Source organism: Symbiobacterium turbinis (assembly GCF_055383075.1).
The window spans coordinates 701399-716719 of sequence record NZ_AP042433.1; the positions used below are offsets into that span (position 1 = coordinate 701399).

The 15321-nt window shown below is 67.9% G+C and carries 13 protein-coding genes, 1 pseudogene and 1 CRISPR repeat array; of the genes and pseudogenes, 11 read left to right on the forward strand and 3 right to left on the reverse strand.

The genetic code is table 11. From position 1 onward, the window contains the following. Positions 1 to 25: 25 nt before the first annotated feature. The gene (locus ACZ45O_RS03285; RefSeq protein WP_464855532.1) at positions 26 to 826 is read right to left on the reverse strand and encodes a metallophosphoesterase; all 801 of its coding nucleotides are present in this window, start codon (positions 824 to 826) and stop codon (positions 26 to 28) included. Positions 827 to 953: 127 nt separating this feature from the next. On the opposite strand from ACZ45O_RS03285, the gene trpS reads away from it, so the two are divergent. The 8 genes from trpS (at position 954) to aroA (ending at position 9309) form a co-directional block, all read left to right on the forward strand. After that, positions 954 to 1964, forward strand: coding sequence for a tryptophan--tRNA ligase (gene trpS / locus ACZ45O_RS03290; protein ID WP_464855533.1), 1011 nt, complete (start codon positions 954 to 956; stop codon positions 1962 to 1964). Beyond that, complete coding sequence (gene trpC, locus ACZ45O_RS03295; RefSeq protein WP_464855534.1) at positions 1961 to 2761, forward strand: indole-3-glycerol phosphate synthase TrpC; 801 nt, start codon at positions 1961 to 1963, stop codon at positions 2759 to 2761. Before trpS ends, trpC begins: the two co-directional genes overlap by 4 nt. Before the next feature lie 19 nt (positions 2762 to 2780). Then, the gene (locus ACZ45O_RS03300; RefSeq protein ID WP_464855535.1) at positions 2781 to 3449 is read left to right on the forward strand and encodes a phosphoribosylanthranilate isomerase; all 669 of its coding nucleotides are present in this window, start codon (positions 2781 to 2783) and stop codon (positions 3447 to 3449) included. After that, on the forward strand, positions 3446 to 4648 hold the full coding sequence (trpB, locus tag ACZ45O_RS03305) for a tryptophan synthase subunit beta (protein WP_464855536.1): 1203 nt from the start codon (positions 3446 to 3448) through the stop codon (positions 4646 to 4648). The genes ACZ45O_RS03300 and trpB overlap by 4 nt, the downstream gene beginning before the upstream one ends. Beyond that, positions 4645 to 5463: a tryptophan synthase subunit alpha gene (gene trpA, locus ACZ45O_RS03310; protein WP_464855537.1), complete on the forward strand. Its 819-nt coding sequence runs from the start codon at positions 4645 to 4647 to the stop codon at positions 5461 to 5463. The genes trpB and trpA overlap by 4 nt, the downstream gene beginning before the upstream one ends. Before the next feature lie 410 nt (positions 5464 to 5873). Next, on the forward strand, positions 5874 to 6914 hold the full coding sequence (gene aroF, locus ACZ45O_RS03315) for a 3-deoxy-7-phosphoheptulonate synthase (protein ID WP_464855538.1): 1041 nt from the start codon (positions 5874 to 5876) through the stop codon (positions 6912 to 6914). Next, entirely contained in the window at positions 6907 to 7890 is a 984-nt protein-coding gene (locus ACZ45O_RS03320; protein WP_464855539.1) for a prephenate dehydrogenase, read from the forward strand. The genes aroF and ACZ45O_RS03320 overlap by 8 nt, the downstream gene beginning before the upstream one ends. A gap of 96 nt (positions 7891 to 7986) precedes the next feature. Beyond that, entirely contained in the window at positions 7987 to 9309 is a 1323-nt protein-coding gene (gene aroA / locus ACZ45O_RS03325; protein WP_464855540.1) for a 3-phosphoshikimate 1-carboxyvinyltransferase, read from the forward strand. Positions 9310 to 9536: 227 nt separating this feature from the next. Beyond that, a CRISPR array of direct repeats spans positions 9537 to 9937; the repeat unit is 36 nt; unit sequence GTATCCACGGCTGAACAGCCGTGGCTCCATTGAAGC. A 71-nt stretch (positions 9938 to 10008) separates the two neighbouring features. Here aroA and ACZ45O_RS03330 read toward each other — a convergent pair. Next, positions 10009 to 11091, reverse strand: a complete 1083-nt coding sequence (locus ACZ45O_RS03330; RefSeq protein WP_464855541.1) for a transposase — start codon at positions 11089 to 11091, stop codon at positions 10009 to 10011. 248 nt (positions 11092 to 11339) lie between these two features. Between ACZ45O_RS03330 and ACZ45O_RS03335 the strand changes: the two genes are divergently transcribed. The 3 genes from ACZ45O_RS03335 (at position 11340) to ACZ45O_RS03345 (ending at position 14260) form a co-directional block, all read left to right on the forward strand. Continuing rightward, positions 11340 to 11954 (forward strand): DUF6431 domain-containing protein, encoded by a 615-nt coding sequence (locus ACZ45O_RS03335; RefSeq protein ID WP_083765873.1) that lies wholly within the window; start codon positions 11340 to 11342, stop codon positions 11952 to 11954. An 80-nt stretch (positions 11955 to 12034) separates the two neighbouring features. After that, positions 12035 to 13423, forward strand: coding sequence for a transposase (locus tag ACZ45O_RS03340; protein ID WP_464855542.1), 1389 nt, complete (start codon positions 12035 to 12037; stop codon positions 13421 to 13423). Further along, on the forward strand, positions 13424 to 14260 hold the full coding sequence (locus ACZ45O_RS03345) for an ExeA family protein (protein ID WP_464855543.1): 837 nt from the start codon (positions 13424 to 13426) through the stop codon (positions 14258 to 14260). A gap of 408 nt (positions 14261 to 14668) precedes the next feature. Here ACZ45O_RS03345 and ACZ45O_RS03350 read toward each other — a convergent pair. Beyond that, positions 14669 to 15157: pseudogene (locus ACZ45O_RS03350) on the reverse strand (transposase); the annotation flags it as partial. Positions 15158 to 15321: the final 164 nt, after the last annotated feature.

The following is a 15321-nucleotide window of genomic DNA, read 5'->3' on the forward strand; positions in this document are numbered from 1 at the left end:
ACCCGGCGCCGACCCGTGGCGCCCACTACTGCGAAACCAACTTCAGCAAAGTCACCTCCGGCGGGCAGAGAAGGCGGATGGGGAGGTGGGCGGTGCCCACGCCCCGGGTGGTGTAGACCTGACAGTGGGCGGCCTGGTAGAGCCCGGTGTGGTACTGGCGGCCCCCCGGGGGCAGGAGCACCGGGCCGATGAAGGGCAGGCGGACCTGGCCGCCGTGGCTGTGGCCGCTGATCATGAGCGCCACCCGGTGCTCGGGTCCGACCAGGCGGTCGGCGTAGTCGGGCTCGTGGCAGAGCAGGATGCGCACGGCCCCGGACGGTGCGCCGGCCAGGGCCCGGCCGACGTCGGGCTGTCCCAGGCTGGGCTCGTCGACGCCGCCCACCCAGAGGCCGTCGGCGGCCAAAACCCCCCGGTTCTCCAGCAGGTTCACGTTGGTGAGCGCCCGCCTGATCTGCGGGTCGTAGTAGTCCCAGTTGCCCAGCACGGCCAGGGCCCCGCGCACCGGCTCCAGGCACCAGTTGGCGGCCTCGACGCTCTCGGGGCTGCCGATGAAGTCGCCCACCGCCACCACCAGGTCGGGCTGCCGCTCAGCCAGCCGCTGGGCCACCTGCCGCACCCAGGCCGCAGGGGTCGTCGGCCCCACGTGCAGGTCGCTGAGCACCCCGATGGTGTATCCCTCCAGGTGGCGGGGCAGGCCGGGGATGCTGACGGTGCGCTCCTCGAACCGGACCCGCCGGGTCTCGACGAACCGGCCGTAGCCGGCGAGCCCCAGGGCCAGGCCGGCGATCCAGACCGCAGCCCTGAACAGAAAGTGCCGGCGTGTCAACGCAGGGTTCCCACCTCTCTGAGGGAATTCCAGGCATTTGACGAACCGTGATGCACCGGAGTTGTCGGCGGCGCTCACGCCGCGTGTGATCATCCCAAAGCCAACGTACAAAGGAGTGGACGTCTTCATGAGCACCAGGCCGATCAAGACCGTCTTCTCGGGCATGCAGCCCACCAGCGGGGTCACCCTGGGCAACTACCTGGGGGCCATGCGCAACTTCGTCAAGCTGCAGCACGAGGCCAAGTGCTACTTCTGCGTGGTCGACCTGCACGCGCTGACCATCCCCAAGGATCCGGCCGAGCTGCGCCAGAACACCCTCGACATGGCCCGCACCTACGTGGCGGCGGGCATCGATCCCAAGGTGGCCACGATCTTCGTGCAGTCCCACGTCCCGGCGCACGCCGAGATGTCCTGGCTGATGGAGGTCAGCTCGTATTACGGCGAGCTGCAGCGGATGACCCAGTTCAAGGACAAGGCGGCCAAGGCCGAGGTGGTTACCACGGGGCTCTTCACCTACCCCGCCCTGATGGCGGCCGACATCCTGCTGTACGACACCACCCACGTGCCCGTGGGCGACGACCAGAAGCAGCACCTGGAGCTGACCCGCGACATCGCCGTGCGGCTGAACAACCGGTTCGGGCGGGAGCTCCTGGTGGTGCCCGAGCCGTATATCCCGCCCCGGGAGGCCGGCGGCCGGATCATGTCGCTTCAGGAGCCAACCCAGAAGATGTCCAAGTCCGACACCAACGAGCTGGGCACCATCTACCTGATGGACCCGCCGGACGTCATCCGGAAGAAGATCAAGCGGGCCGTCACCGACCCCGGCCGCGAGGTGCGCTACGACCCCGAGAACAAGCCCGGCGTTTCCAACCTGATGGTGATCCTCTCGCTCTGCAGCGGCATGTCGCTGGAGGAGATCTCCGAGCGGTACGACGGCTACGGCCAGTTCAAGAAGGACGTCGCCGAGGCGGTCGTCGCCGTGCTGGAGCCCCTGCAGAAGCGGTTCAAGGAGCTGTCTGAGCCCGGCGTGATCGAGGAGATCCTGGCCAGGGGCGCCGAGGAGGCCGAGGCGGTGGCCACCCCGGTGCTCCGCCGGGTGCAGGACGCCCTGGGGCTGCTCCCCCGGAGGCGGCCATGATCCTTGCCGAGATCCTGGCCGCCAAGGAGGCGGAGGTGGCGGCGGCCCGGCGGGAGCGTCCGCTTGCCGCGGTGATCGCCGCCGCCCGCCAGGCCCCGCCGACCCGGGGATTCCGCCGGGCCCTGGAGGGAGAAGCCATTCAGGTCATCGCCGAGGTGAAGAAGGCCAGCCCGTCCAAGGGGCTGATCCGGCCGGATTTCGATCCCGTCGCCGTTGCCCGGGCGTACGCGGCGGGCGGCGCCGCCTGCCTCTCGGTGCTCACCGACGAGCGCTACTTCCAGGGGTCGCTGGAGTACCTGAGGGCGATTCGGCAGGCGGTGGACCTGCCCCTGATGCGCAAGGAGTTCATCATCGATGAGTACCAGGTCTTCGAGGCCCGGGCGGCGGGGGCGGACGCCATCCTGCTCATCGTGGCGGCGTTTCACGGCGAGTGCGCGGGCACCCGCACCCCGGCCGATCTGAACCGGCTGGCGGCCCTTGCCCAGGATCTGGGTATGGACGTCCTCATGGAGGTGCACACTGCCGAAGAGCTATCCCTGGCGGTGGAGTCCGGGGCCCCGGTCATCGGCATCAACAACCGGGATCTGCGCACCTTCCACACCACGCTGGAGGTGACGGAGCGGCTGGCCCCCCTGGTGCCGCCCGACCGGCTGCTGGTGAGCGAGTCGGGCATATGGACCCACGCCGATCTGCGCCGGGTGGCGGAGGCCGGCGCCCGGGCGGTGCTGGTGGGCGAGTCGCTGATGCGGCAGCCGGACGTGGCCGCCGCCCTCCGGGCCCTGCGGGGAGTCGAATAACGAAAGGAGCGAATGCCGCATGTGGGTGAAGATTTGCGGCTTGCAGTACATGAAGGACGTGGTGGCCGCCGTGGAGGCCGGGGCCGACGCGGTGGGCTTCGTCTTCGCCCCGAGCCGGCGGCAGGTGACCCCCGAGCGGGTGGAGGCGATCGCCAGCGGGTTGCCGCCCGAGACGGTGACGGTGGGCGTCTTCGTGGACGCCCCGATGGAGGAGATCCGCCGGGCGGTGTACCTGGGTGGCCTGAAGGCGGTGCAGCTGCACGGCTCGGAGCCGCCGGAGGCGATCGACCAGCTGGGGGTGCCGGTGATCAAGGCCTTTCGCATCAAGGGGCCGGACGACCTGGCCCGGCTGCCGGACTACAGGAATGCCGCCGGCCTGCTGCTGGACCCCTACGTGGAGGGGCAGCACGGCGGCACGGGCCAGACCCTGGACTGGACGCTGGTCCGCTGGGCGGCCCAGACCCTGGAGCGGGCCGGCGTTCCGCTGGCGGAGCCCGGCGAGCCGCTCACCCCCGGGAAGCCCCGGCTGATCCTGGCCGGCGGGCTGACCCCGGAGAACGTGGCTGAGGCCATCGCCCAGGCGAGGCCTGGCGGGGTCGACGTCTCCAGCGGGGTCGAGAACGGGGGCGTGAAGGACATCAACAAGATCTACGCCTTTGTGGCGGCGGCAAAGGGGGCGGAGCGATGAGCAACGCAGTGCCGGATGCCCTGGGCCACTACGGCCCCTTCGGCGGCCGCTACGTGCCCGAGACGCTGATGGCCGCCTGCATCGAACTGGAGGAGGCGTATCGCCGCTACAAGGACGACCCGGAGTTCCTGGAGGAGCTCACCTACTACCGGAAGCAGTACGTGGGCCGGCCGACGCCGCTCTACTTCGCCGAGCGGCTCACCGAGTACGGCGGTGGGGCGAAGATCTACCTGAAGCGGGAGGACCTCAACCACACCGGCGCCCACAAGATCAACAACGCCCTGGGGCAGGCCCTTCTGGCCCGGCGGATGGGCAAGAAGCGCATCATCGCCGAGACCGGCGCCGGCCAGCACGGCGTGGCGGCCGCGACCGTGGCGGCCCTGTTCGGCGTGGAGTGCGACGTGCACATGGGCGAGGTGGACGTGGCCCGCCAGGAGCTGAACGTCTTCCGCATGCGGCTGCTCGGCGCCCGGGTGATCCCGACCCGGTCGGGCTCCCGCACCCTGAAGGACGCCACGAACGAGGCGATCCGCGACTGGGTGACCAACGTGGAGACGACCCACTACGTGATCGGCTCCGCGGTGGGGCCGCACCCCTACCCGATGATCGTGCGGGACTTCCAGGCTGTGATCGGCTTCGAGACCATGAGCCAGATCCAGGAGGCCGAGGGGCGGCTGCCGGACGCCATCGTCGCCTGCGTGGGCGGCGGCTCCAACGCCATCGGCATCTTCCACCCGTTCGTGCCCTTCGAGAGCGTCCGGCTGGTGGGCACCGAGGCCGGCGGGATGGGGCTCACGAGCGGCAAGCACGGCGCCACCATGACCGGCGGCGGGGAGGTCGGCGTCTTCCACGGCGCCAAGACGTACCTTCTGCAGGATGCGTACGGCCAGGTGCTGGAGGCCCACTCCATCTCCGCCGGGCTCGACTACCCCGGCGTGGGACCGGAGCACTGCTACCTGCGGGACACCGGCCGGGCGGAGTACGTGGCCGTCACCGACGAGGAGGCCCTGCAGGGCATGCAACTGCTCAGCCGGACCGAGGGGATCATCCCGGCGCTGGAGTCGAGCCACGCCGTCTACCACGGGGTGCGGATGGCGGCCGAGATGGAACCGGACCAGATTGTGATCATCAACCTGTCGGGCCGGGGCGACAAGGACATGGCCGAGGTGGCCCGCATCCTGGGAGGTGAGGGGGCATGACCCGCATCGCCGAGCGGTTTGCCGACCTGCGCCGCCGGGGCGAGAAGGGGCTGATCGCCTACCTCGCCGCCGGCGACCCCTCGCTGGAGACCACCCGCAAGCTGGTGCATACCCTGGCGGAGGCGGGGGTCGACATGGTGGAGCTGGGCCTGCCCTTCTCCGACCCGCTGGCGGATGGTCCGGTAATCCAGGCGGCCAGTCAACGGGCGCTGGCGGCCGGCGCCAACACCGACAACGTGCTGGAACTGGTCGCGACGCTGCGGGCCGACGGGCTGCAGATTCCGCTCCTGATCATGACATACTACAACCTGGTGCTCCGCCCGGGCGTTGGGAACTTCTGCCGCCGGGCGGCCGAGGCCGGCGTGGACGGCCTGATCCTGCCCGACGTGCCGATGGAGGAGGGCGACGAGATTCAGGCCGCCACGCGGGAGGCGGGGCTGGACCTGATCCAGTTCGTGGCCCCGACCTCGCCGCCGGACCGCATCCGCCGGGCGGCGGAGCTCGCCCGGGGGTTCATCTACGCCGTGTCGTCCACCGGCGTCACCGGCGTGCGTGACGCGCTGCCGCCGAAGATGACCGCTACGGTAGAGGCGGTGAAGGCGGTCACGGATACACCGGTCGCCGTGGGCTTCGGCATCTCCCGGCCCGAGCAGGTGCGGCAGGTGACGGCCGTGGCCGACGCCGCGATCGTCGGATCGGCCTTCGTGCGCCACTGCGGCGATGACCTGCCGGAGCACGTGCTGATCGAGCGGGTCCGGATTCTGGCCGAGGAGCTGAAGGCCGGAACCCGGCCGTCGCTGCTGGGGATGGGTTAGCCGACTTGTGAAAAAAGGGGCTTGACGACACCGTGGTACCGGTGTAAACTTGGCTTCAATAACTTAAAGCGATGAGCGGGAGAAGTAGACCCAAGGCCGGAGAGCTGCAGAGAGCCAGCGGTTGGTGCAAGCTGGCGCCGAAGGCGGGATCGAATACACCCGTGAGTGCAGGCTGAAAGACCTGCCCGAAGGTGGGCGGCGCACGCCGAACCGGGCCGGTCGAGTAGGTACGCCGGCACGCCCCCGTTATCATGGGCGCAGGGGATGATGGTCCCCGGTAAAGAGTGGGTTCGCAGCGCGCGGGCCAAGCAGGGTGGTACCACGAAAGCCTTTCGGCTTCCGTCCCTACACGGGATGGAAGCCGATTTTGATTTCCCGTGAAACCAGTAGGAAGGGCGAGGTGTTGAGCGGTGATCATCGTCATGCGGAAGGGCGCCACCGAGGCGCAGGTAAACGACATTGTGGAGCGGGTTCGTGAGGCGGGATTCGGCGTGCACCTCTCCCAGGGGGAAGAGCGGACGATCATCGGGGCGATCGGCGGAGACCGGCGCGTGCTGGCCGACCTGAACCTGGAGGCCAGGCCGGGCGTCGAGCGGGTGACCCCGATCTCGAAGCCCTACAAGCTGGCTTCGCGGGACTTCCATCCGGAGGACACGGTGATTCGCATTGGCGGGGCCACAGTGGGGGGCAGCGACTTCTGGGTTGTGGCCGGGCCCTGCTCCGTGGAGGGCCGCGAGCTGCTGCTGGAGTCGGCCCGCCTGGTGCGGGACGGCGGCGCGCATGCGCTGAGGGCCGGCGCCTTCAAGCCCCGGACCAGCCCGTACTCCTTCCAGGGTCTGGGTGAGCTGGGGCTGAAGTACCTGGCCGAGGCCCGGGCGGTGACCGGCCTGCCCATCGTCACCGAGGTGATGGACACCCGGGATGTGGAGCTGGTGGCCGAGTACGCCGACGTCCTGCAGATCGGCACCCGCAACATGCAGAACTTCAGCCTGCTGCGGGCCGTCGGCCGGACCAACAAGCCGGTGCTGCTGAAACGGGGCATGTCGGCCACCATCGAGGAGTGGCTGATGGCCGCCGAGTACGTGATGAGCGAGGGGAACCACCAGGTGATCCTCTGCGAGCGCGGGGTGCGGACCTTCGAGACCGCCACCCGCAACACCCTGGACCTGTCGGCCGTGGTCGTGGCCAAGTCGCTCACCCACCTGCCGGTGGTGGTGGACCCGAGCCACGGCGTGGGCAAGCGGGACTTCGTGGTGGCCCTGGCCCGGGCCGCCGCGGCCGCCGGCGCCGACGGGATTCTGGTGGAGGTGCATCAGCGGCCCGACGAGGCCAAGTCTGACGCCGCCCAGACCATCGGCCCCGCCGCCTTCCACCAGATGATGCACGACGTGGCCGCGATCCTCCACGTGCTGGGGCGGCGGCTGCCGGTCGCTGCGTCGGTCCATGTCTAGCGGCTTTGGCACGGTTGTCATCTGGGGCGTCGGGCTGATCGGCGGCTCCATCGGCATGGCCCTGCGGCAGCGGGGCCTTGCCGATGAGGTGATCGGCATCGGGCGGCCCGGCGGCGCCGCTGCAGAGGCAGCGGCGGGCCCGGGCACGGGCGGCGCGGGGGAGGCGGACGCGGGCGCCTGGCAGGTGCCGGAGGCGGTGCGGCTCGGGGCGGTGGACCGCATGGTCACCGACCCCGCCGCCGCCCTGGCCCGGGCCGACCTGGTGATCCTGGCCATGCCGGTGCAGGCGATGATCGACCTGGCCCCCCGGGCCGCCCGATGGTTCCGCCCGGGCACGGTCGTCACCGACGTCGCCTCGGTGAAGGAGGCCGTGGTGGCGGCGTGGGAGCGGCACCTGCCGGACGGGGTCGCCTTCGTGGGCGGCCACCCGATGTTCGGCCGGGAGCGCTCGGGCGTCGCCCACGCCTCTGCGGACCTGATCCCCGGCTGCCGCTGGGTGCTGACGCCGGGGGAGCGGGCGACGACGCTGCTGTCGGCGGGGCGAGGCCGCCGGGAGGTGCCGCCGCTGGAGCGCGTGTGGGAACTGGTGGCCGCGCTGGGGGCCGAGCCGGTGCAGATGTCGCCCGCGGAGCACGACCGGCGGGTCGCCGCGGTGTCTCACCTGCCGCAGCTGGTCGCCACCGCCCTGGCGGCGGCGGCCCGGGATCTGGACGAGGCGCAGCCCGGCACGCTGGACCTGGCGGCCGGGGGGTTCCGGGACGCCACCCGCATCGCCGACAGCCCGTCGGGCCTGTGGCACGAGATCTGGGCCAACAACCGGCCCGCGCTGCGGGAGGCCCTGGCGGCGTTCAGGGGGGCGCTGGCAGAACTGGAGGCCGCGGTCGACGCCGGCGATGCCGGCGCGCTGGCCGCCGTGTTCGAGCGGGCCCACGCCGCCCGGCGGCGAGCGACCGGCCCAGTCGGCCGTCGTGCGTGAGTCACAATAGAGCAACCGGCCTGTGCGGCCCCGGGGCTTCGCCCGACGGGGCGCCGGGCCGGTGACGTCGAGAAGCCGGCAACAGGGAGTGATGGGATGGACGTCAGGGTATACCCGGCCAGCCGGCTGGAGGGCGTCGTCAACCCGCCGTCCTCCAAGAACTACATGACGCGCTACCTGCTCGCCGCCGCGCTGGCGGAGGGCGAGTCGCTGATCCGCTACCCGGCCGAGAGCGAGGACGCCGCGGCCCTGAAGCGCTGCCTCACCGACCTGGGGGCGGTGCTGACCCCCGAGGGCGAGCACCTGCGGGTCCGGGGCTTCGGCGCCCGTCCCCGCAGCCCTGGGGTCCTGAACCCCGGCAACGCCGGGGCGGTCCTGCGGTTCCTGATGGCGGTCTGCGCCGCCACCCTGGATGAGGTCACGTTCGTCACCGACTACGCCGAGTCGCTGGGCAAGCGGCCCCAGGCCGACCTGCTGGACGCCCTGGCACAGCTCGGGGCCGAGGTGGAGAGCCGGGACGGGAAGCTGCCGATCACGATCCGCACGGGTGGCTCTGCGGCCGGGGCACGGAGGCCCGGCGGCCGGCTGCGGGGAGGCACCGTGCGGGTGAGCGGCGCCGTCTCCAGCCAGTACACGTCGGCGCTCCTGTTTGCCGCCCCCCTGATCGGCGAGGATGTCACCATCGAGGTCACGGGCGACATGAAGTCCCGCCCGCCCATCCGCCAGACGCTGCAGGTGCTGCGGGAGGCGGGGATCCGGGTGGAGGCCAGCGACGATCTGCGCCGGCTCTACATCCCCGGCGGACAGCGGTACCAGCCCCGGGAGTACACGGTGCCCGGCGACTACCCGGGCGCGGCCGCCCTCATGGCTGCGGCCGCGGTGGTGCCCTCTGACGTGACCATTCCCCGGCTCTTCCGGGACGAGCAGGGGGAGCGGCAGGCGATCGACGTGCTGGCGGCGATGGGGGCGGACATCGCCCACGACGGACGGCAGGTGCGGATCCGGGGGGGCAGGCCCCTCCGGGGCGGCCGGTTCGACGGGGATCCCTTCACCGACGCCGTGCTGGCCCTCACCGCCGCCGCCGTGCTCGCGGAGGGGGAGACGGTTTTTTATAATGTAGAGAATCTGCGCTACAAGGAGTGCGACCGCATCTCCGACTACCGCGCCGAGCTGAACAAGCTCGGCGCCCGGGTGGAAGAGGAGCGGGACAAGCTGATCATCACCGGCCGGCCCGAAGGGGTGGAGGGCGGCGTGACGGCGGAGAGCCGCATCGACCACCGGGTGATCATGGGGCTGACGATCGTGTCGCTGCGGGCCCGGGAACCGGTGGTGATCCGGGACGCGCACCACGTGGCGAAGTCGTACCCGGCCTTCTTCGACGACCTGCGCAGCCTGGGGGCGCGGGTGGAGGAGATGTGATCGGGCTGCGCCGTCATCTTGCCGATGTACAGTGCCCTGGGTGTGTTTCGAGCGGCGGGGTGATGCGGCACCACCCGGGAACCGCTCGAAACCCTTGTGGCTGTAAGGCAGAGGGGATTTGAGAGGTGGCGGAGAAGGAAATATCAGGTCGATTTTGGGGCGCTGCTTGGGACCGCTCGAAAATGGGTCCGGAAAGCCTTGTGGCACAAGGGCTCCAGGTGGGCGCTGTATCCACGGCTGAACAGCCGTGGCTCCATTGAAGCCCCGGAAATGTGAACACTGGGCTGGCAGGGAGTACGAGTATCCACGGCTGAACAGCCGTGGCTCCATTGAAGCCTGCGGATCCGCCCCTCCGCCAGAAGCAGGGAGCCGGAGTATCCACGGCTGAACAGCCGTGGCTCCATTGAAGCGAGATCGAAGCCGATGATCGGCACTCCCACGCCAACTGTATCCACGGCTGAACAGCCGTGGCTCCATTGAAGCGATCACGGGAGCGGGGCGAACTGAGAGCGGAGGCGTCGTATCCACGGCTGAACAGCCGTGGCTCCATTGAAGCCAGCCCGCCGGAGGCGGGCCCACCAGCTCGCTGCTGGTATCCACGGCTGAACAGCCGTGGCTCCATTCAAGCCAGAACCTGCGCGAGGTCAAGACCAACCGCTACCCGGTATCCACTGCTGAAAGGCCGTGGCTCTGTCTAGCTCAAGTTTCACGCGAACAACTCGACATTCGTGGTGTTAAAAGGGCGTATGGGTAGGGAGTGGCCCGGTTCAGGGTAATCTCAGCTCCAGCCAGGGGAGTACCCCGGCTGAACACCAACCGCAGCGTGTCGCCGAGGCACCGAATGGTTGCTCGGCACCGGGCCGCTACTCGTACCAAGAGTCGACTCCCCGCCTCGGCCAGTTTGGGCGAGTTCGTGCTCAGAAACCGCCAAGCCCAGCGCACCAGGTTGAAGGCGAACAAGACCAGCTGCGTGAAGGCGGCGTTGGCCTCATACTTCCGCAGCCGAGGAGTACCAAAGTGGAACGTTCCCTTCCACTCCTGGAACCCGGCTTCGATGGTCTGCCGTCCATGGTAGAGCTTGACGACCTCTGTCGTGGTGAGCTCCTCAGGCTGGAGCGTAGTCAGGATGACGCTGCGGACCTCCCGGCCATCGGCGTCCCAGCGGCGCATGGCGACCAGTCGCACCGGATGCGGTGCGAGCAAAGTGGGGCCAGGTACGGTAACGGCTTCGGAGGCAAACCGGTTCTTCTCGACTTCAACCCAGTTCTCTGCCGGTACAGCGTCGAAGAGGTGCTTGTAGGCGACGTTGCTCCCGGAGTAGGACTTGATGGTGAACTCATACCCCAGTTCCAGCAGGCGCTGGATCACTTCCGGCGTGCCAAAGGCGCTGTCAGCTCGCAGCAGAATACGGAGGGGAGCCAGGTTCGTCCGATTCTCCTGCCGGTACTGCCGGAGTCGCTGGTTCACTTCACGGAGGTGCTGAACCTCCTCCTGGAACTCACGCTGCAGCTTCTGCTTCCGGCGGGCGCTGCCCTTGCCTGATACCGTCTGCAGTTGCTGATACAGCTGCCTGACCCGAGCCTTCTGCTGAGCCAGGCATGCCTCGACCCATTCGACTCGCCGCAGGGGACGACCAATCCGGGCTTCGATCCTGGGAATCAGTTCGAGCAGGCAGGCGCCGGAACGGCTGTTGGCCTTGCCGGACTTGAGAAGGCCGTCGATGGCAAAGCGCTGCTGCTTCCCGCTGAGGAAGGCGGCTGCGATCTGATAGCCTCGGGCCAACTTCCCCTGGATGTAGCCGAAGTCGGTACCGGTGTACTGCCTGGTTGTTGTTGCCCAGATTATTTGTCAACATGTGCTGAGCATGGTGCGCTTGTGTAGGACAGAGAATATTGAAGATAGAATTATCAGGAGAGGGGCTGTCCTCTCCGTTTTCGTACGACAGGGGACAAATATGAGAGCCTGCCCAGGCCTGTGACTTGGCCGTCCACCTGGGCAGGCTCTCCCCACAGGGCGGAGTGCACCTGTGTATGTGTATCTTACTTCCCCTGGGCCAGAACGTCCAGACCTATCTTCGCAAATATGGCACTTGCGGGCCGGACCTGCCCCTGCACTGCCCAGGTTGCGGTGGTCGAATGCGGCGGCATGGGCGGTACTGGCGCTGGGTCTTTACTGCGCACCAGAAGGCGTACATCCCGATTTACCGCTGGTGGTGTCCAGGGTGCCGTAAGACGTGCGCCATCTTGCCTGACTTTCTGAAACCGTACGCCCGATTCATCACGCTGGTGCGAGAAGCCGTGGTTCGCGGGCGGGTGCGGCGGGGGCTGCCCTGGAGCACCCTGGCCCGGCGACTGAGCAGCCCGACGGTCAGCTGGCTCTCGGAAAAGACGCTCAGACGTTGGCTTGTCAGGGCGAGAGCGCTGGCCGGAGAGTGGAGCCAGTACCTTGCCGAACGGGTTCTGCGCTTCTGGCCGGACACAGACCTCGATGCCCTCACCCCCCGGCGGGAAGGTCCGGACGCCGCGCTCCACTTCCTGCTGGATGTGGGGGACTGGTACCGCCGTCAGATGGGGCGGCGGCCGGAGGAACACGGCGGAGTGTTTGCTGCGCTGAACCGGCTGGGTGAAGGCACGGCTTCCCTCTAGCACACCACAGAGTCTGTCCGTCGCCTTCCCGCAGGCTGGCGTGCCACAATGGCGCCAACCTGGCAAGGGAGGGACTCACCATGGACGAACAGCAGCGCGACGAGATTGCCGCTTTTCGGTGGCAGCTCATCGCACCGGTTGTGGCGGAGGATGTGACCCGGCTCGAACGGCGGCGGATTCTGCAGCAAATCGCCCGCCAGCACCACCAGATTCCGCACAGCGACAAGACCCGGGTCAGCGTTCGCACCTTGGAGCGTTGGATCGCCGCCTACCGGCAGGCCGGCTTCGACGGGCTGAAACCCAAGGTGCGGGACGACGCCCGCAAGGGCCGTGTCATCACACCGGAGATTCTGGAGCACGCCATCGCTGCCAGGCGGGAAGTGCCGGAGCGCAGCGTGCAGCAGATCATTGACACCCTGGAGAAGGCCGGCGTAGTTCCACCGGGGCTGCTCCGGCGATCCACCCTGTCGCAGCATCTGGTGCGGGCGGGCTACAGCCGCAAGGCTATGCTCAGCCGCAAGCGCAGGGCGACCTTCCGGCGCTTTGAAGCGGCCCACCGCAACGACTGCTGGCAGGGCGACGTGTGTCATCTCCTGAACCTGCCGCATCCGGACAGGCCCGGCAAGACCCGCAAGGTCTACCTCATCGCCTTCATCGACGACTACAGCCGCATCGTCTACGGGCAGATGTACTGGGAGGAGAAACTGCCCCGCCTGGAGGACTGCCTGAAACGCACCATCCTGCGCTACGGTCTCCCCCGGCGTATCTACGTGGACAACGGGGCGATCTATTCCGCCCGGCACCTGGCGCGCATCTGCGGCCGGCTGGGCATCCGCCTCACCCATTCCCGGCCATATCGACCGCAGGGGCGAGGGAAGATCGAGCGTTTCTTCCTTACCGTACAGAAGAGCTTTCTGCCGGAGGCACAGCAACTCATCGCCGCCGGCCAGCTTGCGACCCTGGAGCAGCTCAACGAGCTGTTCTGGGCCTGGCTGGAGGTGGCGTACCACAACCGGGTGCACGGCGTGACCAAGCAGACGCCGCGGCAGCGGTTTGAGAGCGACACGGAGCCGCTGCGGCGAATTGACCCCAGTGCACTCCGTGAGGTCTTCCTCTGGGAGGAGGAGCGCGTGGTGGACCAGACGGGCTGCTTTTCGCTCTACCGCAACCAATACGAGGTCGACCCGGCCCTGGCCCGCCGGAAGATCACGCTTCGCTACGACCCGTACGACCTCAGCCAGATCCAGGTCTGGCACGAGGGGAAGCGCTTTGCCGACGCCGTCCCGCTAAAGCTGCACCGTACCCGGCACCGGTCGGTATCCCCCGCAGCCGAACCAGCTGCAGCAGCACCCAAGACCGGCCTGAACTTCCTCACGCTGGCCAAGAAGCAGCATGACACCGAAAGGCGGAGGCGGCTGGGTGAGACCGCCTACACCCGGCTGACGCAACCGAAGGGGGGCCAGAACTGAGTGCTGGCCGAGTTCTTTGGCTTTCGCGTCCTGCCCTTCAGCAAGGAGATCCCGACCGCCGACCTGTTTCCGTGTGCACAGCACCAGGAGCTGCTGGCCAGGCTCCAGTACTGCGTGCGCCACCGGGCGTTCGGCCTCATCACCGGTGAGGTGGGATCCGGCAAGACCACTGCGATCCGTACCCTGTACGACCTGCTGGATCGCAGCCGGAATCCGTTTGTCTACATCGCCGACTCCAAGCTCACGCCCACGGCCTTTTACCGCGACGTGCTCACCCAGCTCGGTGTCGCCGCACCCTACCACTTCCTGAGCCGAGAGGCCCGCCGGCTGTTTGAGCAGACCATCCTGGACGGCTACCGGCTGCACGGGCTGCAGCCCGTCATCGTCTTGGACGAGGCCCATCTGCTGCCGCAGGCCATGCTGCAGGAGGTGCGGTTCCTGCTCAACTTCCACTTGGATTCGGCCTGTCCCATGACCTTTCTGCTGGTGGGCCAGTCCGAACTGCGCGGCATGCTCCGCCTGCGCACCTTCGAAGCCATCGCCCAGCGCGTTCAGGTGCGGTACCATCTGGGGCCGCTGAGCGAGGAAGAAAGCGTCGCGTACATCCGGCACCATCTGCGCCGGACGGGCGTCGACCACGACATCTTCTCGGAACAGGCGCTGCAGAAGATCGCCGCCGAGTCCCGCGGGCTTCCCCGGGTCATTAACACACTCTGCACCAACTGCCTGCTGGACGCCTGCTCCCGTGAACAGCGCTTTGTGGACGAGGCCAATGTCGACCGGGTTCTGTTTGAGCTGCAGGATCTGCAGACCGCCAAGGGCAGCAGCCCGTGGTAATGGAGGGATGACTCGTGCTGGCCTCACTGCGAGTGACCGTGCTGCCTCAGTTTACGGTTGAGGTCTACTTCGATTGTGAGCCGGACTGCCGGACGCACGCACGTTACGTACTCGTGCTCCGGGATGGAACGGCTGGTGCCGTCGAGCTGGAGTTCGCCAGCGCCCGAGATCTTCGTGCATTCCTCGCCAGGAGCCGCCAGGCACTCACGGAGTGCCGGAGGACGGCACGGATTCACCGCAGCCCAAGCAAACGGGTCGCATCCGGAAGTGTACAAGCTACACTGTTCTAAGCTCAGCAGGGGCGGCCGGCTGGCCGGCCGCCCCCGATCCTGGCGACAAACCAACGCGTCAGTTGACGAACGACACTGTCGCCAGTCAAGTCACTGCCAAATAGCGCGGGCAACAACACCTGGTCTCGCCCCGAACCTTCTGGCCGGTGAGGTCAATGTCGACGATGACCATTCCGGAGCGGTCTGGACCTGCTACGGCAGCCACCTCCTGCTGAAGCAGCGGGGCCTGGATCTCAGCGAGTGCGTCGGAAAGCTGCTGAACGTTCTCCTCCGTCAGCTTGCTGAAGGTCGCACAGACGGTGGAAAAGTGAGCAAAGCGTTCCTGCCCCCAGGCTTGAGCTACGGCAGGATCGGCAACCAGCGGCTCAGGGTCGAAGTTGAGATCCTTCATGTAGCGACAGTTGCCGAGAATGGCAACCAACGCCTCGACCACCTTGTCAACCGGCGTGTGGGCGTAGGTCTTCTGCTTGATGCGCAGGTGCCGATTCAGGATCTCAACCAGGTTGAGCCTTTGAGCTACCCAACCAAGAGCGACAAGAAAACCATGCCGGGTGGTGGATTTGATGGCTTGCGCAGTGACTTCGGGCGTCGTACCATGAGACTGCATCAGTCGAACCTCCACATGGTGGTTTACGAGGGGCAACTCCCACCATGTATCATTGGTTCTGACTGATGCTTTTTCAATGGGTTTCCATTGTACGGAGTGCGGGTTATTCACGCGAAACTTGAGCTAGAGCCGAATGAAAATTCCACCGCCCCACCGAATCAGAG